This is a genomic window from Pseudomaricurvus hydrocarbonicus, assembly GCF_011602365.1.
GTDB lineage: Bacteria > Pseudomonadota > Gammaproteobacteria > Pseudomonadales > Cellvibrionaceae > Pseudomaricurvus > Pseudomaricurvus hydrocarbonicus.
This window is the reverse complement of sequence record NZ_JAAONZ010000026.1, coordinates 1-19,779: the sequence shown is the minus strand read 5'-3', so window position 1 is coordinate 19,779 and position 19,779 is coordinate 1. Positions and strand designations below refer to the sequence as shown.

Here is a 19,779-nt window from a genome sequence, read left to right as displayed (position 1 = left end):
AGCCATCGTCGACCAGACAGCTAAAGTAGATCCTATGAATAAAGTGAACACTGAACTATCCAAAGAAAACCCGGAAGCCCATGATTTGTCTGGGCTGGAAACCGTGGGTATCCCGTTTACCGACACCGCCAAAATGTCGATGCGTGATGTGAATGTTTTTTACGCTGACAAGCAAGCAATCTTTGACGTCAGTCTGGACATCGGCCAGAACGAAGTACTGGCGATGATTGGCCCTTCCGGTTGTGGTAAGTCGACCTTTCTGCGCTGTTTGAACCGCATGAATGACACCATTGATATCTGCAGTGTCCAGGGCTCATTGAAACTGGAAGGTCAGGACATCTACGACCCTAAACTGGACGTGGTGCCATTGCGCGCTCGTGTGGGCATGGTGTTCCAGAAGCCCAACCCGTTTCCCAAGTCCATCTATGATAATGTTGCTTACGGTCCGCGCATTCACGGACTGGTCAATCGCCGCACCGATCTTGATGAAATTGTGGAAACCAGTTTGCAAAAAGCCGGTCTGTGGAAAGAAGTGAGAGATCGCCTGCACTCGCCGGGCACCGGTTTGTCCGGTGGTCAGCAGCAGCGGTTGTGCATTGCCCGCACCATTGCCGTGAGCCCGGAAGTGATCCTGATGGATGAACCCTGCTCCGCCCTGGATCCGATCGCCACCGCCAAGATTGAAGAACTGATCGCCGAGTTGAGCGAAAATTTCACCATTGCCATTGTGACCCACTCAATGCAGCAGGCGGCACGGGTTTCGCACCGCACTGCCTATTTCCATTTGGGCAAACTGGTTGAAGTGAACGAAACTGAAAAAGTATTTACCAACCCTGATCACAAGCTAACCGAGGCTTACATTACCGGTCGTTTTGGTTAATCGCGGTCGATTTGGTGACTAAAGAATAGGCTTGAGCCCTGGAGTAATGCATGGATAAGTTAAATCTGGATCAACACATTTCCCGGCAGTTCAATGCTGACCTGGAAGAGCTAAAAACTCAGTTACTGGAAATGGGCGGGCTGGTTGAACAGCAAACCATCAATGCCGTGAAAGCCATTACCACCCCCGATTCGGACCTCGCCGAGCGGGTGCTGGTGACCGAGGAAGAGGTTGACGCGCGGGAACTGAAACTCGACGAAAACTGCACTCTGGTGCTGGCGCGCCGTCAGCCAGCCGCCTCGGATTTGCGCATGGTCTTGTCCGTGGCAAGAATCACCCGCGACCTTGAGCGCATGGGCGATGAGGCACACAAGGTGGCAAAGATGGCCATTCACCTGAATGAACACGGTGAAGCCCCTCGCGGTTATGTGGAATTGCGCCACATCGGCACCATTGTGCACCAGATGGTGATTTCCGCGCTGGATGCGTTTGCCCGTTTTGACGTGGACCTGGCCATCAGTGTGGCCCAGGAAGACAAGAAGGTGGATCAGGAATACAAGTCCGCGATGCGCGAACTGGCGACCTACATGATGGAAGACCCCCGCTCTATCTCGCGGGTGCTGAACATCATCTGGGCACTGCGCGCGCTGGAGCGCATCGGTGATCACGCGGCCAACATCGCCGAGCACGTGATCTACCTGGTGAAGGGCCTCGATGTGCGCCACCAGAGCCTTCAGGAAATGGAGCGCCAGGTCAAAGAGCAGTAAGTCACAGCCCCACCACTGCCCTCTGAGGGTGGTGGGGTATTACTTCTGATCATACTGTTTTCGCTACTCGCTACTCGCTACTCGCTACTCGCTACTCGCTACTCGCCCAAGGTTGAATGGCGCAAGCCAGAGAGGGCAGCCTGGGCTGACTCGCGGCTACTGCGCCGGGGGCTGAGCCGCTGGCGCCAGCTCCTGCAAATACGCCTTCGATTTTTCCGCCAGTGCGCCTCTGCCCTGCGCCGCCTGTTGAAAATACGCGATGGCCTGATCTTTCTGCCCCTGCGCTAACTTCACCTCTCCCAGATAAAACACCGCACTTTGCGTGGGCAGCAGCTTGGCACTGGAGATTAAATCCTGTTCGGCGCGGGTATAGGCCTTGAGAGCTTTGGCGGATAACCCACTGCCCAGCAATGGCAAAAAGTATTCCGGATAGAGTTTATGGGCCTGGGTGAAGCTGTTTAACGCGCTCTTGTAGTCTTTTTGTTCCAGCTGCAGCTGCCCCAGGGTGGTGTAGAACAACGGTTCTTTGGGTTGCGCGCTGATGGATTTTTTCGTCAGGGCAATGGCCTGATCCAGGTTTTTGTCACTGGCGGCCTTGAGGGCCTTCTGGTGTTGGTCGTATGCCGCCTGATCTTTTTTGGCCTGGCGAATGGCATTTTGGTAGGCTTGCTTGTTGCGCACCCCCGGGGTCAGTTTGGCCGCGTGGGCCTTGTTGGCCTGAACACGCTCGATAGACGGCGGGTGGCTGGCCAGCAATCCATCCATCCAGCTGCCCTGATGACCTTCGGATAATTTGACGAAGGTTTGTTGCAGTTCCACCGCCGCTTCCGGCTCGTAGCCAGCGCGGGCCATGTATGTCATGCCGTAGTAATCCGACTCCAGCTCCTGATCGCGACCGTAGCGCGCCTGGATCAAAGCAGAACCCATCTGTGTGCCCATGCCAATCAATTCGCCGTAAGCGGTTTGGCTGCCGGCCATACCAATGATCTGGCCACCGACGCCCAGCAGCATGCCCTGGGTCATTTGCTGGGCACTGTGGCGGGCGGCGGCGTGCACAATCTCGTGGGCCAGCACGGCGGCCAGTTGCGCCTCATCCTCCAGCTGCACCAGCAAGCCACGATTGATGGCGATTTTGCCACCTGGCAGCGCCCAGGCGTTGGGAACGTCGTTGTTGAGGACCACAAAGTCGTAGGGCAAATTGGGGCGGTCACTCTTGGCGGCCAGCTTCTGCCCGACCTGATTGACGTAGACGGTTAAATCGGGGTCCACCATATACTGGCCGCCCTGGGTTTGCTGGGTGGGCCCGAATTGCTTCGCGCCTATGCTCACTTCCTGTTCGGGCGAGATGAGGGAGAACTGTGAGGCCCCCGTGACCGGATTGGTGGTACACCCCGATACCATCAGCAATGCCAGTAATGTGCTGGCAATATAAGCGCGATAGCCCATAGCAATCTCCATATTGGTTACATTCACGTATAATGACCGACATTATATTAACTGGGAATGAATACGACCATGACGAATGCGTTGCAAGTGATAGAGTTGTTTGCCGGAATCGGTGCAGACGGCCAACCCGTGGCAGAACGACTGCAAGTGATTATTCACGAAGACAACAGCTGCCAACTGGTTAAATCACCGGCCTTCGTCAAGGGCATCGCCAGTGGTGATGTGATCAAACTGGAATCGGGTACGCAGGAATTTACCCTGCTCAAACGCAGTGGCAATCTGTCCATTCGCGTTTTTTGTCGAGATGACAGCAGTGAACTGGTGGATGAACTCACCCCAACGCTGGAAAAGCTGGGCGGCGAACTGGACATCGAAACGCCGCGTATGCTGGTGTACAGCATTCACGTCAGCTGTGGCTTCCAACAGATTGAAAATATTCTCAACAGCGTGATCAGTGACGATGTGGCCTGGGTGTACGGCAATGTCTACGACCCCAAAGACGGGGTCACGCCGTTGAACTGGTGGCAGGACATCCTCAAGCCTGAATAAGCCACATTCGTTGAAATCACGCGCTTCACACAGGAAGCTTCACACCGAATACCCGCAAAGTGAGACCGACATGTTACTCGTAATATCGCCAGCGAAAAATCTGGACTACGAAACCCCCGCCAAGACCAAACAAAGCACACAACCGGATTTTCTGGCGGAGTCACAACTGCTGATTGATGAGTTGAAACAACTGGCACCGCAGGATGTCTCTCAGTTAATGCACATCAGCGATAAACTGGGCGTGTTGAATTTCGACCGTTTTCAGCAGTGGTCCCAACCTTTCACGGCCGACAATGCCAAGCAAGCGGTGCTGGCGTTTAACGGCGATGTGTACAGCGGTCTGGGTGCCGACAGCTTTAAGGCCGATGACTTTAAGTTTGCCCAGCAACACCTGCGTATCCTGTCGGGCTTATACGGCCTGCTGCGCCCGCTCGATCTGATGCAACCCTACCGCCTGGAGATGGGCACCAAGTTTGCCAATCAGCGCGGCAGCAATTTGTACGAGTTCTGGGGCGAGACCATTACCGATGCGCTCAACCAGCAGTTGAAAACCCTCAAAGCCGAGGTGCTGGTGAACCTGGCGTCCAACGAATACTTCAAGTCGGTGAAACCGAAAGCGCTCAATGCCGAGATCATCACGCCGGTGTTTAAAGACTGGAAAGGCGACAAATACAAAATCATCAGCTTTTACGCGAAAAAAGCCCGGGGGTTGATGTGTGCTTACGCCATTCACAACCGCATCACCGACGTGGAAGCGTTAAAAGGCTTTGACAGTGAAGGCTATGCCTATAATGAAGGCATGTCGTCGGCCCATGAGTGGGTCTTTACCCGCCAGCAAGAAGCGTAATCGCCGTCATCGAAACGTCGGGCCGGTCAGGTCCGCGTCACCACAGACTTTAAAGGGCACCGGATCATGAGTCAGAAACCGTTTTCACAGGCCTGCGAGAACAACAAGGCGCCGATTTTAAGCGTGTTGTCGGCGCAGTTTACCGAGCCTGGCAAGGTGTTGGAAATTGGCAGTGGTACCGGTCAGCACGCGGTCTTTTTTGCCCGCAACCTGCCCTTTGTGCAATGGCAGACCAGCGATCTGCAGGAAAACCACGCCGGCATCACCCAGTGGATGTCGGAGTACCCGGGCGAAAATCTGCTGCCACCCATCCCCCTCAACGTGGCCAGCAACAGCTGGGATTTCGGCGAATATGACGGTGTGTTCACCGCCAATACTGCCCACATTATGGCCTGGGAAGAAGTTCTGTCGATGCTCGCCGGGGTGGCAAAAGTCTTAAAATCGGGCGGCAAACTGGTGATCTACGGACCGTTTAATTACGGCGGACAGTTTACCAGCGCCAGCAACGCGCGCTTCAATGAGTGGTTGATCGAACAGGCCCCGCACCGCGCCATCCGCGATTTTGAAGCCGTCTGCGACGCCGCCGCCGCGCAGGGTTTGAGCTTTACGGAAGACTGTGAAATGCCCGCCAACAACCGCTGTCTGGTGTTCACGAAGCAGTGACTAGAAGTTAGGAAGCAGTGACTAGAAGTTAGTTACTAGTTTCCAGTGGCTAGGAAAGGGCAGGGTCGAGTAGACAGTAGCGAGTAGGCAGGAAAAATGATACTCGCCCTCAGCCCCTCTTAAACGGCAAATACGTGTCACAATCGTCCCGGTAGGCTTCCACCCCCGGCGTTTCCCGTTGCAAAAAGTCGTCGACGGCGGCGTGAAAGCGCGGGTCTGTCAGCCAGTGTTGCGAGTAGGTCAGCGTTGGCTCAAAGCCGCGCTGAATTTTATGTTCGCCCTGTGCGCCGGGGTCGAAGACCTGCAGGCCGCGCTCGATGGCAAACTCAATGCCCTGGTAGTAACAGGCCTCAAAGTGCAGGCCGGGTATGTCTTCGCGGCAGCCCCAGTAGCGACCGTAGAGGTGGGTGTCGTCAAAGAAGCAGAGCGCGCTGGCGATGTTGTGTTGGCCATCGGCCTGTTGCAGCTCGGCTTTCACCATCAGTATCTGATCCCCCATGTCGCGGGCGATGGCGTCAAAAAATTCCCGGTTGAGGTAACCGGTGTTGCCGCTGCGCTTGAGGTAGGTGGTGTGGTAGAAGTAATAAAATTTATCCCAGTCCTCGGCGCTGATTTGATCGCCCACCAAACGGGTCAGGGTGACACCACGGTCTTTGACCTGGCGCCGCTCCTTGCGCACGGATTTGCGTTTGCGCGAATTAAACATCGACAGAAAATCGTCAAAGTCCTGATATTGCCCCCCTTCCTGACCGCGGTTGAACCAGTGAAACTGACAGCCGGTGCGCTGCAGCGGTCCGCTGCCCGGGGCACTGGCCTGTTGCCACAAAGGGTTTTCGTCGCCGGGGTGAAAGAGACAATGCCAGCCGCTCCACTGTTGCTGCTGGCAACTCAGGGAGAGGAACTCCGTGACCTGTTGGTAGAGGTCGCCGGGAGTGAGGTTGAAGGCTGTCAGCGCCGCCTGGTCCAATGCCAGACGAGGGCCGGTGGCGGGTGTAAAGGGGATGGCACAGAGTAATTTGGGGTAATACTCCAACCCGTTGCGGCGATAAGCGTCTGCCCAGGCCCAGTCAAACACGTATTCACCGTAGGAGTGATGCTTGAGGTAAAGCGGCATGGCGCCGATCAGTGTGCCTTGCTGATGAATCAGCAGGTGTCGCGGGGTCCATCCCGATTCGGTGTCGGTGCAGCCCGAGTCTTCCAGTGCCGCTAAAAACCCGTGGCGTATGAAGGGGTAGCGGTGCTGGTTTTGGCTCAGCCAAAGTGCATCCCAGGCGTTGGCGTCTATCTCATGGATGGAGTGAATCAGTGTGAGTTCGGGCATAGTGATGACGCTTCAGTTTGTCCATATGTCACAAGATACACTGACTGGCTGGCGGGTCAAAAGCCTCTTTTCAAACCAGCTCACAACTTGCAGTAAGTTTGTCCTCACTTCGTCGCTTAAGCCCCCTTGGCTTTTCATTGCTTGAACTATAGTTACCCCACCCTGACCGGCGTCCAGCCAAGGTCCAGGAGAAGTTAGAACAAGCGGAGGGTAAGAAATGAGTATTATCCAGACCATATCGCAATTCATTACGCCATCTTCATTGGCTCAGATCAGTTCCATGTTGGGCGCTTCTCAGGGCTCTGTCGAAAAAGCGATGGGGGGCGCTGTGCCCGGTGTGTTGTCGGCACTGATGAGCGCCGGCAAAAACCCAGCGGCCCTGGACGCTTTATCCAAGGCGTTACACCAGCAACCGCCGGGGTTGTTTGATCAGCTCGCCGGCAATATCGGCAAGGATCCTCAAGGTCTGGCCGACTCGGGACACGGGCTGTTGTCGTCGATTCTGGGGGGCGGAACCCTCGGGGTATTGGCCACCAAACTGATGGAGTATGCCGGTTTGCCCAAAGGGTCGTCGGGCAGCTTGTTGGGGGTGGTTGGCTCGCTGGTGATGGCGACGCTGGGCAAGGAAGTGCACAGCCGGGATCTGGACGTCGGGGGACTGTTGAAGCTCTTGCTGTCACAGAAGGATGAAGTGGCGAGAGCCATTCCAAATGATTTCGCCAAGTCCTTGCAGGGTACCGGCATGCTCGATTCTATTTCAGACAAGTTGAGCTTTGCGGATGCCGACATCCCGCGCACCGATAAGGCGCTGAAGAATGAGCCGCAACGCAAATCCTGGCTGCCCTGGTTGATCGCGGCTGCAGTTTTGGCGGGTTTGTTTCTCTACCTGCCCGGTATGGTGGGGGAGAAGAACGGTCGGGAAATCCCCGGATCGGTGGTGGGATCATCAGCTGACCTGACCGTCGCCGGGGTCAATCTGGCCGACTCTCTGCAGGGCGTCTTTGGCGATCTGGGGTCGGCGCTGGCGTCGATTTCGGATCCGGAATCCGCCCGAGCCAGTCTGCCCACGCTGCAAAGTGTGCAGGATCGGTTGACGATGATCGAGAGTTCGGTGGGGGCCCTGTCCCCCGAAGGCCAGAGAGCATTGGCGAGAATGGTCAACACCTCCCTGCCCGCCCTTCGCAGCAGCGCCGATGTCGTGCTGGGCGATACCACTGTCGCGCCGGTGGTCAGACCGCTGATCGACGATATCCTCTACCGCCTTTCGGTGCTGGCCAGCGGTTGATCGGAGCCCGTTGCCGCCCCAGAGCCTCTGCCTTTGAACCCACCGGCCTGCCGGCCCGTGGGTTTTTTGGGGGAGCCTGAAGTAAAGTCTTTTGAATCAAACGATTGTTCACCCAGATTTTTTTAATCCCGGTTTTCTTAATTCAAGCTGTCGTTAATCCAAACTTTCTTAATTCAAGCTTCCTCAACTCGCGCCGCTCAAGCAGAGCGGTGTGAATCAGACGTCTTGTCAGCCAACAGCTCCAGCACCTGTCGGTAACCCTCTTGGTAGGTGGGGTAACGAAACCGATAGCCACTGTCGAGCAAGCGCTGGTTGCGACAACGTTTGCTGGCGCGGCTGCTGGCTTCCGGTCCGGGCTGCAAATGAGACGGCCCATACCCCATCTGCGTGGCCAGCCATTGTTTGACCTCCCCCAGCGCCGAGGGCTCGCAGTCACTGGCCAGGTACAATGGGGCGGTGCCAGGCAGTTGAATCAGATGGGCCAGTACCCCGGCGCAGTCGTCCACATGGATGCGGTTGCTGAACAGCGGCCGGCCGCTCGCATCGCCTTCGCCGGCGGTAGCGTCGCAGGGGGTTTCGCCCGTGACTGCCGGTGCCCCCTTGCCATCGCGGACCTGCTGGATGAGTCGGTGGCGGCCCGGACCGTAAATACCCGAAAAGCGCACCACACAGGTGTTATAGGGGCTGTCCTGCAAGCGCTGCTCGGCTTCCAGCAGGCGAGCGCCCGCGTAGCCCTGGGGGTGAGTGGCGGAATGTTCGTCCACCCATTCGCCGCTGGATTGTCCGTAGACGCTGGTGCTGGAAACAAACAGAATCAGTCGTGGCGGGGTTTTGTTGTCCAGCGCGCGGATCAGGTTGTCCACAGCACAGACGTAGGCCTGGCGGTAGCCTTCATCACTGTATGCGCTTGGCGTCAGGGTGATGACTATTATCTCAGAGTGTTCGGGCAGAGCCTGTTGCAGGCTGTCCAGATCGCTACTGTCGGCCTGGCGGTAGTCGATGCGAGAGCTTTGGCAGGGGGAGCGTCGCAAGCCCACCACCGTATAATTCGCGGGCAGTTGAGCGGCCAGTCGCTCACCGATGTCGCCGCAACCAAGCAGGGTCACGCTGTGTGGGGTTGTCATCTCAAGCTCACTCCAGGTCGGGTTATGGTGATCGAGGGGCAGTATTCAGGGCGTGTGGATCGACCAAAATCAATTTAGAAATTTATCAAGGTTAAATAGATTAATAGTTCTCGTCTATATAAACTCTGTGCCAAAATATAGCCATTCTTCAACAAAATTATTCTTGGTTGTGAACACCACGTGGATCAACAAAAGTGTCACGTGTATCGCGATGAGTGTAAAGCCAGACGCGGCTTGAACCGAGCAACCGGGGCAGACAGGCCAGTACCATGACGCTGACAGAACTTCGCTACATTGTAACCCTCGCCCAGGAGCAGCATTTTGGCCGCGCCGCCGAACGCTGTTTTGTGTCACAGCCCACGTTGAGCATCGCGGTGAAAAAGCTCGAGGACGAGCTGGGGGTGGCGCTTTTTGAACGCTCCAAGAGCCGGGTACAGTCGACCCCGCTGGGGGACAAGATCATTGCCCAGGCGCAGCGGGTGCTGGAAGAAACCGCGCTCATTAAAGAGATGGCCAGCGCTGGCAAAGACCAGCTCAGCAGCCCGCTGAATGTGGGAGCGATTTTTACCATTGGCCCTTTCCTGTTCCCGCATTTTATCCCCCAGTTGCAGAAGATCGCCCCGGATATGCCTCTTTACGTGGAAGAAGGCTACACCGCGACCTTGCGCCATCGGCTGCGGAAAGGAGATTTGGATGCCATTATTGTGGCCCTGCCGTTCACGGAACCGGATGTGGTGACACAGACCCTCTACGACGAGCCGTTCGTGGTGTTGATGAGTCACGATCACCCCCTGGCCGCGAAACAGGAAATTGTGCCGTCGGACTTCGATGGACACCCGGTGCTGCTGTTGGGTGAGGGGCATTGTTTCAGGGATCAGGTGTTGGAGGCCTGCCCCAACCTGCAGCCCAGCCTGGAAAATCACGCCGCCACCCGCTTTGCTTCGGAAGGCAGTTCGCTGGATACTTTGCGCCATATGGTGGCGTCGGGCCTGGGGATTACAATCTTGCCACTGTCGGCCGCCGGTTCAAATTATTCAACCGATGTGCTGGTGACCCGTCCCTTTGCCGATCCGGTGCCACAGCGCACCGTGGCCCTGGCCTGGCGGGCGAGCTTTCCACGGCATAAAGCCATCGACCGCCTGCGTCAGGCGATCAATCAATGTGCAGTTCAACCGGCTTCCGCGAAGCCAGCTGTTTGATCTGGAAGTCGTCACCAGAACCTGAGTAAGTAAGGACTGGCTAACCGTGAATGCATCTGTGAATAACGCACCCTCACTGGCTAAGGTGGAGGTTACCGCGCTCAAGGGGGTGGGTGCCCAGCTGGCTGACAAGCTGGCGAAAATTCACATTCACTCCATTCAGGACCTGCTGTTTCATTTGCCACTGCGTTATATGGATCGCACCCGGGTGTCCCCCATTGGCGCCGTGCAGCCGCTGGCCAGTGTGGTGATTGAAGGCGAAGTGAAAGCCTGTGATGTGGTTTTTGGTCGCCGCCGCAGCCTGGTGTGCCGGTTACAGGATGGCACCGGGTTGATCACGCTGCGGTTTTTTCATTTCTCCGCCGCCCAGAAAAAAAGGCTGGTGCCGGGAGCGCGCCTGCGCTGTTTTGGCGAGGCCCGCCGCGGCGCTTCCGGATTAGAGCTCTATCACCCGGAATACGATTTTATCGACGCAAAAACCCCGTTGCCGCTGGAGTCGACCCTGACCCCGGTGTACCCGGCCACCGAGGGCATTACCCAGCAGCGTTTGCGCAGTCTGACCGAGCAGGCGCTGGCGCTTATGAGCAGCCACAGTCTGGAAGAGTTGATACCGGACGATGCCTGGAAGCGCGAGCCCTACCCGCTCAGCGAGGCGCTGGCCTTTCTGCATCACCCGCCCAAAGAAGCCCCGATTGATGAGCTGCTCAGTGGCACCCACGCCTATCAACAGCGGCTGGCGTTTGAGGAGTTATTGGCACACCACCTGAGCATGCTGCGGGTGCGGCAGAGAATACAGGCCGACGGTGCCCGCCCTCTGCCGACCCCGACCAAATTGCTAGAGGCGTTTCGCCAGCAGCTGGGTTTTACCCTGACCGGCGCGCAACAGCGGGTGGCCGACGAGATTGCCGCGGACTTGTCCCAGCCCTACCCCATGCTGCGGCTGGTGCAGGGGGACGTAGGTTCCGGCAAGACCGTGGTGGCGGCGCTGGCGGCTCTGCAGGCGGTGGGTAACGGCTTACAGGCCGCGATTATGGCTCCGACGGAGATTCTGGCCGAGCAGCATCGCCAGAGTTTCAGCCAGTGGCTGGAGCCCCTGGGCATCAAGGTCGGCTGGCTCAGTGGTCGACAAAAGGTCGCAGAGCGCCGCCAGCAGTTGGCGGCCATGGCCAGTGGCGAAACCCAGGTCATCGTGGGCACCCACGCGCTGTTCCAGGACGGGGTGGAGTTTGCCGATCTGGGGCTCACCATCATTGATGAGCAGCATCGCTTCGGTGTGCATCAGCGCCTCGCCTTGCGGGAAAAAGCCCGGGGCCCCGGTGATGAGGACCATGGCGGTCGCTCACATCAGCTGATCATGACCGCAACCCCCATTCCCCGCACCCTGGCCATGAGTGTCTACGCCGATCTGGACTGTTCCATCATCGACGAGCTGCCACCGGGCCGCACGCCTGTGGCCACCGTGGCTATCAGCAATGAACGCCGTTCCCAGGTGGTGGAGCGGGTGCGCGCGGCCTGCCTGGAAGGTCGCCAGGCCTATTGGGTCTGCACCCTCATTGAAGAATCGGAAATGCTGGAGGCGCAGGCGGCAGAAGCCATTGCGCAATCGCTGGGGGAATCCCTGCCGGACATTCGGGTGGGGCTGGTGCACGGGCGCCTGAAGCCGGCAGAGAAAGAAGAGCAGATGCAACGCTTCAAAGCCGGCGATCTGCAGTTGCTGGTGGCGACCACGGTGATTGAAGTGGGGGTGGATGTGCCCAATGCCAGCTTGATGATCATTGAAAACCCCGAACGTCTGGGCCTGGCGCAGTTACATCAGTTGCGTGGCCGGGTGGGGCGCGGTACGGCCGCGAGCCACTGTGTGCTGCTCTATGGCTCGCCCCTGTCGCAGTACAGCCGCGAACGCCTGAAAGCCATGCGGGAAACCAACGACGGTTTTGTCATCGCCGAGAAAGACCTTGAGTTGCGCGGTCCCGGTGAAGTGCTGGGTACCCGCCAGACCGGTGAGGTGAACTTCCGGCTGGCGGATCTGCAACGGGACGGTTTTCTGTTGCCGCGCATCAAAGAGGTGGCGACGCACATTCTCAGTGTCCACCCCGAGGTGGTGGATGCCCTCATCGGCCGCTGGCTGGGCAGTAGCGAGAATTACGCCAGCGTCTGAAGCCGGACCACAGGCCCGGTGTTCAGGCTTTTTGCGTCTCGGCTTTGGCTTCGGTTTCAAACACCTGTTGATCCCAGGCGCCCTCGCTCTTGGCCACCGTCATGGTCACCATGGAGTCACCGGTGACGTTCACCGCGGTGCGAATCATGTCCAGCAAGCGGTCCACGCCGATGATCAGCGCAATCCCCTCGACCGGCAGTCCGACCTGCTGCAACACCATGGCCAGGGTAATCAAACCGACTCCGGGGACGCCGGCGGTGCCGATAGAGGCCAGGGTGGCGGTGAGAATGACGGTGAGGTAGCCCGTCAGGCCAATATCAATCTGATAGGCCTGGGCGATGAAGGCGGTGGCCACCCCTTGCATGATGGCGGTGCCGTCCATGTTGATGGTGGCTCCCAGGGGAATCGTGAAGGAGGCCACGCGGTTGTCGACCCCCAGCTTTTCCTCTGCGGTGCGCAGGGTCACGGGCAGTGTGGCGCTGCTGGAGGCGGTGGAAAAGGCAAACATCATCACCGGGCGCAGGTGTTTGAAGAAGGTCAGCGGGTTGACGCGGGTCAGTAGCTTGAGCAGCAGGCCGTAAACCCCAAAGCCATGCAGCAACAGGGCCAGCAGCACCGTGGAGAAGTACAGGCCCAGCTCCAGAATGGCGCCGGCACCCAGTTCCGCAAACAGTTTGGCCAGCAGGCAAAAGACGCCGTAGGGCGCCAGTTCCATCAGAATGCCCACCATCTTCATGATGATCTCGTTCATATTCTCAAACCAGGCACGTATTTGCTGGCCGTGGTTGCCGCTGCGGGAAATGGCAATGCCCATGAGGATGGAAAACACGATGACCTGCAACATGTTGCCATCGGCCATGGCCTTGACGGGGTTGCTGGGGAAGATGTTGACGATCACATCTTTCAGTGACGGCGCGCTTTGAGAGGCAAAGGTGCTGGCTTCTCCCATGCCGATGCCATCACCGGGGCGAATGATAGTGCCAAGTAACAGCGCCAGGCTGATGGCTATGGCGGTGGTAATCAGGTACAACAGCAGGGTTTTGGCGGCCATGGCACCCATGCGGGAGCTCTCGCCCAGGCCGCTGGCACCACACACCAGAGAGACAAAGACCAACGGCACGACCAGCAACTTCAAAGAGGCCACAAAGATGCGGCCAACCGCATCAAACACACCCACCACGACGATTTCATTCAGCCCGTAATCCATGGCGGGCCAGAGCCAGCCAGTGGCGTTCACCAGGTTGATTAATATGCCAACTCCAAGACCGGCGGCCATGGCTATTAAAATTCGTGAGGTCAAACTCATAGGGTGAAGTCCTTTTGGTGTTCTGGCGGATTGCGGGTGTTTCAGTGTTAAGGGCTCATAAGCCATGAGGCCAACAGCTCACGGGGCGTTTGCTCTCCTTATAACGAAAAAACGAAAGCCGGAGCTTTCGTTTCAGGGTACTTCCGTTTCAGGGTACTTCGACACCGCGGGCAACTGCAATCAGTTGACGGCATCCTTCAGCGCTTTGCCGGGCTTGAAGCCCACCGAGGTACTGGCCGGGATCTGAATGGTCTCACCGGTCTTCGGACTGCGACCCGTGCGGGCGGCGCGGTGGCGCTGGGTAAACGAACCGAAACCGACCAGGCTGACACTGTCATCGCGGCTCAGGGCGTTGGTAATCTCTTCGAAGATGGCCGAAACCACATCGTTGGCTTTGTCTTTTGGGAGGTCGGCAATGTTTGCTACAGATTCGACCAGATCGCTCTTATGCATTGGAAATTCCTTATAGAAACGCAGTTTTTGTTATTATCGTTCAGCATTAAACCAACTGGCTCGGCGACGGTAAAGTACTTCTTGCCCCTGAGAGCTGGTTTTCCGGACAATTAGCTGAGTTAATCCCCCTGTTTTGATCAAAAATTGCTCACCTTCAAAAAATCGCCACATGACCCGTTCCTGGCTGCCGCCGACCGCGTTGACCCTCAAGCGCCATACGCCGTTGCTGAGTTGGCTGCAGGACCCGGGCTCCCTGACCACCCGTCTGCAGCGCCACAGCCAGGGGACATTTTCAGTGCAGGTGCTGACCCAGCACTGGGGCCGGGCTGAGCCTTCAGAGGCGGCGGCGCTGGGGATTCACCCACGGGCACGGGTATTGATCCGTGAGGTGATCCTGCAAGGCCATGGCCAGCCCTGGGTGTGGGCGCGCAGTATTCTGCCGCAGGCCTCGCTCACCGGATCCTTGCGCTGTTTGCGCAAACTGGACAACCGTCCGCTGGGCGGTTGGTTGTTCAAGCAGCCGGGTCTGCAGCGAGATCCGCTGGAGGTCACTTGTTATGCGGTGGCAGACGACCGCTTGCCCGCGGCGCTGGTCAATGATCAGGCTTTGTGGGGACGGCGGTCGGTGTTTTACGTCCACGGCAAGCCTTTGCTGGTGGGAGAGGTCTTTCTGCCCGCCTTTTTACAGACCCTGGAATAGCGCGCAGTTATTGGTCAGTAGCCGGTTGTTCGCAGTTCAATTTAGTCGCTAGTTGATCGCAATTAGGTGCTCAGCGTCAGGGGCCAGAATGCCGACTTGCTGGAAACTCTTGCACGCGGCACTGGGGTTGGCATTCGCCAGCCGTTACACTGCCGACCGTTGATCCACAACAAATGAAGATAACGTCAGATTAATTTGGTATTTGAATCGATGAAAAAAGCCCAAGCAATGCATTCCCCCTGGCTGGTAAAAGAAAACCTCCCGCAGTACCTGCAGCTGATGCGGCTCAACCGTCCGATCGGCAGCCTGTTGCTGCTGTGGCCTACCCTCTGGGGCCTGTGGTTGGCCGCCGAAGGTGTCCCCCACCTGGGGTTGTTGGTGATTTTTGTGTTGGGGGTGGTGTTCATGCGGGCTGCGGGTTGCGTGATCAACGATTTCGCCGACCGCAAGGTAGACGGGCACGTTAAGCGCACTGCCCAGCGACCGCTGGCCACCGGCAAGCTCCAGGTCCGGGAAGCCAAGACGCTGTTTGCCCTGCTGTGTACGGCGTCTTTTATTCTGGTGCTGTTTACCAACAAGCTCACCATCATGCTGTCGGTGGGCGGTTTGGCGCTGGCGAGTTGTTACCCTTTCATGAAGCGTTACACGCACTTGCCGCAGGTGGTGTTGGGCGCCGCTTTTTCCTGGGGTATTCCCATGGCGTTTGCGGCACAAACCGGTGCGGTGCGCCCGGAGGCATGGCTGGTGTACACCGCCGTGGTGATCTGGACCGTGGTTTACGATACCTTTTACGCCATGGTGGATCGCGATGATGACCTGCGCATCGGCGTAAAATCCACGGCCATCCTGTTTGGTGATCAGGACCGTGTCATTACCGCCAGCTTGCAGGTGATCACCATTGTGACCTTGATTCTGGTGGGCCAGCGTTTCGAGCTGGGACAGCTGTATTACCTGAGTCTGATGGGGGCAGCGGCACTGTTTATGTATCAGCAATACCTGATTCGCAATCGGGACCGCGATGCCTGCTTTAAGGCGTTTCTCAATAACAATTGGGTTGGCTGTGTGATTTTTGTGGGCATTGTTGCCGATTATGCCTTGCGCTGAGCGATCCCGTGGGGATGAATTCATATGGCCAGTGGGGATGAACTTCATCTAATGGGGATAAACTACGGCCAGTGGCGGTTAACTACAGCCAATGGCGATGAACTACGGCCAATGGGGGTAAACTGTAGAAAGGTGAGTCAATGAACTATAGTTGTAACAAACCATGAGTTGTCACAAAACATTCATGAAAACGTTATTTAATGCTGTCATATGGATCACAGCATAGGCAGAGATGATGCCCCAGAAAACTATATTGATTGTTGATGATGAAGCCCCGATTCGCGATATGCTCCGGGTGGCTTTGGAAATGGCTGACTATCACTGCATGGAAGCGGAAGACGCCCAACAGGCTCACAGTCTGATCGTGGATCGCAAACCCGATCTGGTGCTGCTTGACTGGATGCTGCCGGGCACCAGCGGTATTGAGCTGGCCAGACGCTTGAAGCGCGATGAAGTGACTTCCCAGGTACCCATTATCATGCTCACCGCCAAAGGCGAAGAGGATAATAAAATTCAGGGACTGGAAGTGGGCGCCGATGACTACATCACCAAACCCTTCTCCCCGCGTGAACTGGTCGCTCGACTGAAGGCGGTATTGCGCCGCACCGACACACTGGCCGACAGTGGGCCGATTTCGGTCGACGGCTTGGTGCTCGATCCGGTCAGTCACCGGGTCAGTATTCACGATGAGCCCGTGCAAATGGGCCCCACCGAATACCGTTTGCTGGAGTTTTTCCTGACTCACCAGGAGCGTGTTTACACCCGCAGTCAGCTGCTTGACCACGTTTGGGGCGGTAACGTCTATGTGGAAGAGCGCACGGTTGATGTCCACATCCGCCGTTTGCGCAAAGCTCTGCAGCTCGATGAGCACGATCGTTATGTGCAAACGGTACGTGGTGCAGGCTATCGCTTTTCCACCAAAGTAGCCGCTAAAGAAACCTGAACGCCGGTGTCATCGGTGTTGTTGATGTCAGCTGCCCATGAGCTTTCAGGTGCCGCTGACCCCTGTCGGATTCCCTGTGATTTCTGTTGATGTGACGCGTTGACTCGAGCAGTGGTGCGCTGATTTTCGCTGTATTGCCTGGGCATTTACCGTTTTGGGCTGGTTCTTGATCGCGCTCACAGGCTGTTATAGGGAAATGTTGCCGTGTTTGTGGCAGAGACTAAGTACCCGTTTGTGGCAGAGACTAAGTACCCGTTTGTGGCAGAGACTAAGTACCAAGCCGCGTGACAGCGCACAAAATTAATCAAATGTTGCTAGACAATGCGGGCTGTGAATTTAAAATGCCCCTTTCAGGAGGGGTTATGAAAACAGTCATCATCAGTTTGTTCATGGTTGTGGGTATCGCCGCCAGCGGCTGTACCACGGCCAAAAAAGTGGGCACCGAGATCGGCCATACCACCCGCGATGTTACCCGTGACATCGGTCATGCCACCCGTGACGTTGCGAAATCAGTCGACAAAGCCGTCGACAAAGCCGTCGACGAAGCGGTGACGGATCTGCGCAGCCGTTAATCGGGTTTGTGTCTGTCGTCGCAGCCTAACAGGACGCTATTTTGAATAGAGGTTTTTCCGCAGAGGTCGAGCGAGTCATTGCGTGCACGGTAGTGTGCGTGCTGTTGGGCTTGATGAACGGTTACCTTGCGGTGACGTTGATCGTCGGAGGGGCCTTGTATATGGCCTGGATGATGTGGCAAATGTACCGTCTGGATGCCTGGCTGAAAAATTCCCGCCGCCTGCAACCCCCTGACGCCGGTGGTATCTGGGGGGATATTTTTGACAACATCACCCGTTTGCAAAAACGCCAGAAGCGCGAAAAACTGCGCTTGCAGGCTGTGGTGAAACGCGGTCAGGAAACCACGGCGGCCCTGCGCGACGGTATCATTCTGCTGGATAACAAAGGCAATATTGATTGGTTTAACACCGCCGCCGGCCAGTTGTTGAAGCTCCGACAGGAAGATCAGGGCAATCCGCTGGTCAACTACGTGCGTCATCCCCGCTTTATTAAGTATTTGGAAGAAGGGGATTTCCAGGAGCCACTGGATCTGCCCTCCCCGCAAAGCGAATACGTCCGCCTGCAATACGAAATCACCCATTTTGGTAAAGGGGAAAGTCTGTTGCTGGTGCGCGACGTTACCCGGCTTCATAACCTGGAACAGATGCGAAAAGATTTTGTGGCTAATGTGTCCCACGAGTTGCGGACACCGCTGACCGTGATTCGCGGCTACGTGGAAACCCTCAGTATGAGTCCGGATTTGCCTGATTCCTGGCAGCGGGCTTTGCAACAGATGGAACAACAGGGGCTGCGCATGACCAGCCTGATCAACGATTTGTTGGCGTTGTCGAAGCTCGAAACCGCTGATCGGCAACTGGTGGATAAACCGGTGGATCTGAAGCCGTTACTGGAAAGAGTCTGCAATGATGCCAGGGCTTTCTCGGCAGACAAACAACACAATATTGTGCTGCATTGCCCTGAAGGTTCAGCGTTGCTTGGCAGCGAGCTGGAATTGCAAAGTGCCTTTTCGAATCTGGTCTTTAACGCGGTGAAATACTCGCCAGCGAAAAAAGACGTCACCATTAACGTAACCCAAAATACCCTGGGCCTGCAGGTGTCGGTAACCGATCAGGGGGAAGGTATCGAAGAAGTTCACTTGCCACGCTTAACCGAGCGATTCTATCGCGTCGATAGCAGTCGCAAGTCGGATACCGGTGGCACGGGTCTCGGGTTGGCGATTGTTAAACATGTGCTGATTCGTCACGGCGGCAATCTTGAAATCCAAAGTAAGCTGGGATTGGGCAGTACCTTTACCTGTAATTTCCCCATTCAAAGTGTGGCAGCGAGTGCGCTATCGGCCTGATGATCTTGACGTGTCGTTGTTAAGGTAAGAAGCATCGTTAACGTGTAGAGTATCAACAGCCCTGGCTCCACCTGCCAGACTCGTAAGCCTGTTTTACCAGAACACCAGGCAAATGCTATTTCTGCAGTAGAGGTATCCTGAATGAAAGCCAGGCCCCGTATATTGTTTTTGTCGCACGGAGGCGGCCCCAGGCCTCTGCTGGGCGATGAAGGTCATCAGGAAATGGTGGCGTGTTTACAGACCGTAGTGGCAAAAATCGAAAAACCTTCCGCCATTGTTGTGGTCAGTGCTCACTGGGAAGAAAAAATTCCGACCATCACGGCCGCACCCACCCCATCGCTAATTTACGATTACTACGGTTTTCCGGAAGAGTCCTATTCCATTCAATACCCTTGCCCTGGCGAGCCGAAACTGGCCAGCCAAATTCACGCGTTGCTGGACAACGCCGGTATTGCCTCGCGGCTGGATGCAGAGCGCGGGTATGATCACGGCTTGTTTGTACCGCTGAAGATTATGTACCCCGCTGCTGACATTCCCTGTATTCAAATCTCTCTGCAGAATAACCTTGATCCTGCGACGCATGTTAAAATTGGGCAGGCGTTACAAGGCTTGAGGGATGATAATATTCTGATCATCGGCTCGGGCTTTTCGTTTCATAACATGAAAGCGTTTTTTGGTGCGCAAAGCTCTGAAATGAAAACCCTGAATGAGTCGTTTGAAGACTGGCTACTGGAAACCTGTTGCAGTCCGGAGCTTTCTGAAGACGAAAGAACCGAAAGGCTGATCCACTGGGCGCAAGCACCGGGCGCCCGCTTTTGTCACCCCCGAGAAGAGCACTTGTTGCCCTTGCACGTTTGTTATGGGGTGGCAGGCTCGTCGTGTACCGAGTCATTTGAGCTGGAGATTCTCAATAAAAAATCGAGCATGTATTTGTGGTGATTAAAGGTGTGTTGTCTGTGTACCGGATCGCTATGCACAGAATGTCTGGGCATAGCGTCTAGCCCGGATGTTTCACCAATACCCAGCTTCGTCGCAATCAAGGCCGCGCCAGCGGCCAGTTTGAGCTTCAAGCCCTGATTCAGTTTACTATTTGAACGATTTCCTTTTTCAGGGCACAAC

At 56.4% G+C, this 19,779-nt stretch carries 19 protein-coding genes; 14 read left to right on the top strand and 5 right to left on the bottom strand.

Going from position 1 to position 19,779, the window contains the following annotated elements; translation table 11 throughout:
• Positions 1-34: 34 nt before the first annotated feature.
• Positions 35-880: a phosphate ABC transporter ATP-binding protein PstB gene (pstB, locus tag G8770_RS21925; protein WP_167191994.1), complete on the top strand. Its 846-nt coding sequence runs from the start codon at positions 35-37 to the stop codon at positions 878-880.
• Positions 881-930: 50 nt separating this feature from the next.
• Positions 931-1,647, top strand: coding sequence for a phosphate signaling complex protein PhoU (phoU, locus tag G8770_RS21920; protein ID WP_208022451.1), 717 nt, complete (start codon positions 931-933; stop codon positions 1,645-1,647).
• A 156-nt stretch (positions 1,648-1,803) separates the two neighbouring features.
• Here the strand turns inward: phoU and G8770_RS21915 are convergent, their stop codons facing one another.
• Positions 1,804-3,120, bottom strand: a complete 1,317-nt coding sequence (locus tag G8770_RS21915) for a M48 family metalloprotease (protein ID WP_341771190.1) — start codon at positions 3,118-3,120, stop codon at positions 1,804-1,806.
• A gap of 42 nt (positions 3,121-3,162) precedes the next feature.
• On the opposite strand from G8770_RS21915, the gene G8770_RS21910 reads away from it, so the two are divergent.
• The 3 genes from G8770_RS21910 (at position 3,163) to G8770_RS21900 (ending at position 5,152) form a co-directional block, all read left to right on the top strand.
• Positions 3,163-3,642 carry a DUF4265 domain-containing protein gene (locus G8770_RS21910; RefSeq protein ID WP_167191992.1) on the top strand — a complete coding sequence of 160 codons (480 nt, stop codon included), beginning with the start codon at positions 3,163-3,165 and terminating at the stop codon, positions 3,640-3,642.
• Between the two features lie 70 nt (positions 3,643-3,712).
• Positions 3,713-4,489, top strand: coding sequence for a peroxide stress protein YaaA (yaaA, locus tag G8770_RS21905; protein WP_167191990.1), 777 nt, complete (start codon positions 3,713-3,715; stop codon positions 4,487-4,489).
• Positions 4,490-4,555: 66 nt separating this feature from the next.
• A complete protein-coding gene (locus tag G8770_RS21900) occupies positions 4,556-5,152 on the top strand; it encodes a DUF938 domain-containing protein (protein WP_167191988.1) in 597 nt (198 codons plus the stop codon).
• A 109-nt stretch (positions 5,153-5,261) separates the two neighbouring features.
• Here the strand turns inward: G8770_RS21900 and G8770_RS21895 are convergent, their stop codons facing one another.
• On the bottom strand, positions 5,262-6,473 hold the full coding sequence (locus G8770_RS21895) for a GNAT family N-acetyltransferase (RefSeq protein ID WP_167191986.1): 1,212 nt from the start codon (positions 6,471-6,473) through the stop codon (positions 5,262-5,264).
• A gap of 217 nt (positions 6,474-6,690) precedes the next feature.
• Between G8770_RS21895 and G8770_RS21890 the strand changes: the two genes are divergently transcribed.
• Positions 6,691-7,758, top strand: coding sequence for a DUF937 domain-containing protein (locus tag G8770_RS21890; protein ID WP_167191984.1), 1,068 nt, complete (start codon positions 6,691-6,693; stop codon positions 7,756-7,758).
• Between the two features lie 197 nt (positions 7,759-7,955).
• Here the strand turns inward: G8770_RS21890 and G8770_RS21885 are convergent, their stop codons facing one another.
• Entirely contained in the window at positions 7,956-8,882 is a 927-nt protein-coding gene (locus tag G8770_RS21885) for an SDR family oxidoreductase (RefSeq protein ID WP_167191982.1), read from the bottom strand.
• A 269-nt stretch (positions 8,883-9,151) separates the two neighbouring features.
• Here G8770_RS21885 and G8770_RS21880 point away from each other — a divergent pair, with 269 nt between their 5' ends.
• Both G8770_RS21880 and recG read left to right on the top strand, forming a co-directional pair.
• Entirely contained in the window at positions 9,152-10,081 is a 930-nt protein-coding gene (locus G8770_RS21880) for a hydrogen peroxide-inducible genes activator (protein ID WP_167191980.1), read from the top strand.
• A gap of 46 nt (positions 10,082-10,127) precedes the next feature.
• On the top strand, positions 10,128-12,239 hold the full coding sequence (recG, locus tag G8770_RS21875; RefSeq protein ID WP_341771189.1) for an ATP-dependent DNA helicase RecG: 2,112 nt from the start codon (positions 10,128-10,130) through the stop codon (positions 12,237-12,239).
• 22 nt (positions 12,240-12,261) lie between these two features.
• On the opposite strand, the gene G8770_RS21870 is transcribed toward recG, so the two are convergent.
• Both G8770_RS21870 and G8770_RS21865 read right to left on the bottom strand, forming a co-directional pair.
• On the bottom strand, positions 12,262-13,545 hold the full coding sequence (locus tag G8770_RS21870) for a dicarboxylate/amino acid:cation symporter (protein WP_167191978.1): 1,284 nt from the start codon (positions 13,543-13,545) through the stop codon (positions 12,262-12,264).
• A 180-nt stretch (positions 13,546-13,725) separates the two neighbouring features.
• Positions 13,726-13,998, bottom strand: a complete 273-nt coding sequence (locus tag G8770_RS21865) for an HU family DNA-binding protein (RefSeq protein WP_167191976.1) — start codon at positions 13,996-13,998, stop codon at positions 13,726-13,728.
• Positions 13,999-14,167: 169 nt separating this feature from the next.
• Between G8770_RS21865 and G8770_RS21860 the strand changes: the two genes are divergently transcribed.
• The 6 genes from G8770_RS21860 to G8770_RS21835 all read left to right on the top strand — a co-directional run bounded on the left by G8770_RS21860 (position 14,168) and on the right by G8770_RS21835 (position 19,599).
• Entirely contained in the window at positions 14,168-14,698 is a 531-nt protein-coding gene (locus G8770_RS21860) for a chorismate--pyruvate lyase family protein (protein ID WP_208022450.1), read from the top strand.
• Between the two features lie 210 nt (positions 14,699-14,908).
• Entirely contained in the window at positions 14,909-15,802 is an 894-nt protein-coding gene (gene ubiA / locus G8770_RS21855) for a 4-hydroxybenzoate octaprenyltransferase (protein WP_243760632.1), read from the top strand.
• Between the two features lie 235 nt (positions 15,803-16,037).
• Positions 16,038-16,745 carry a phosphate regulon transcriptional regulator PhoB gene (gene phoB, locus G8770_RS21850; RefSeq protein WP_167191974.1) on the top strand — a complete coding sequence of 236 codons (708 nt, stop codon included), beginning with the start codon at positions 16,038-16,040 and terminating at the stop codon, positions 16,743-16,745.
• Positions 16,746-17,107: 362 nt separating this feature from the next.
• On the top strand, positions 17,108-17,317 hold the full coding sequence (locus G8770_RS21845) for a hypothetical protein (protein ID WP_208022449.1): 210 nt from the start codon (positions 17,108-17,110) through the stop codon (positions 17,315-17,317).
• A 41-nt stretch (positions 17,318-17,358) separates the two neighbouring features.
• Positions 17,359-18,660 carry a phosphate regulon sensor histidine kinase PhoR gene (phoR, locus tag G8770_RS21840; protein ID WP_167191972.1) on the top strand — a complete coding sequence of 434 codons (1,302 nt, stop codon included), beginning with the start codon at positions 17,359-17,361 and terminating at the stop codon, positions 18,658-18,660.
• 141 nt (positions 18,661-18,801) lie between these two features.
• A complete protein-coding gene (locus G8770_RS21835; RefSeq protein ID WP_167191970.1) occupies positions 18,802-19,599 on the top strand; it encodes a DODA-type extradiol aromatic ring-opening family dioxygenase in 798 nt (265 codons plus the stop codon).
• Positions 19,600-19,779: the final 180 nt, after the last annotated feature.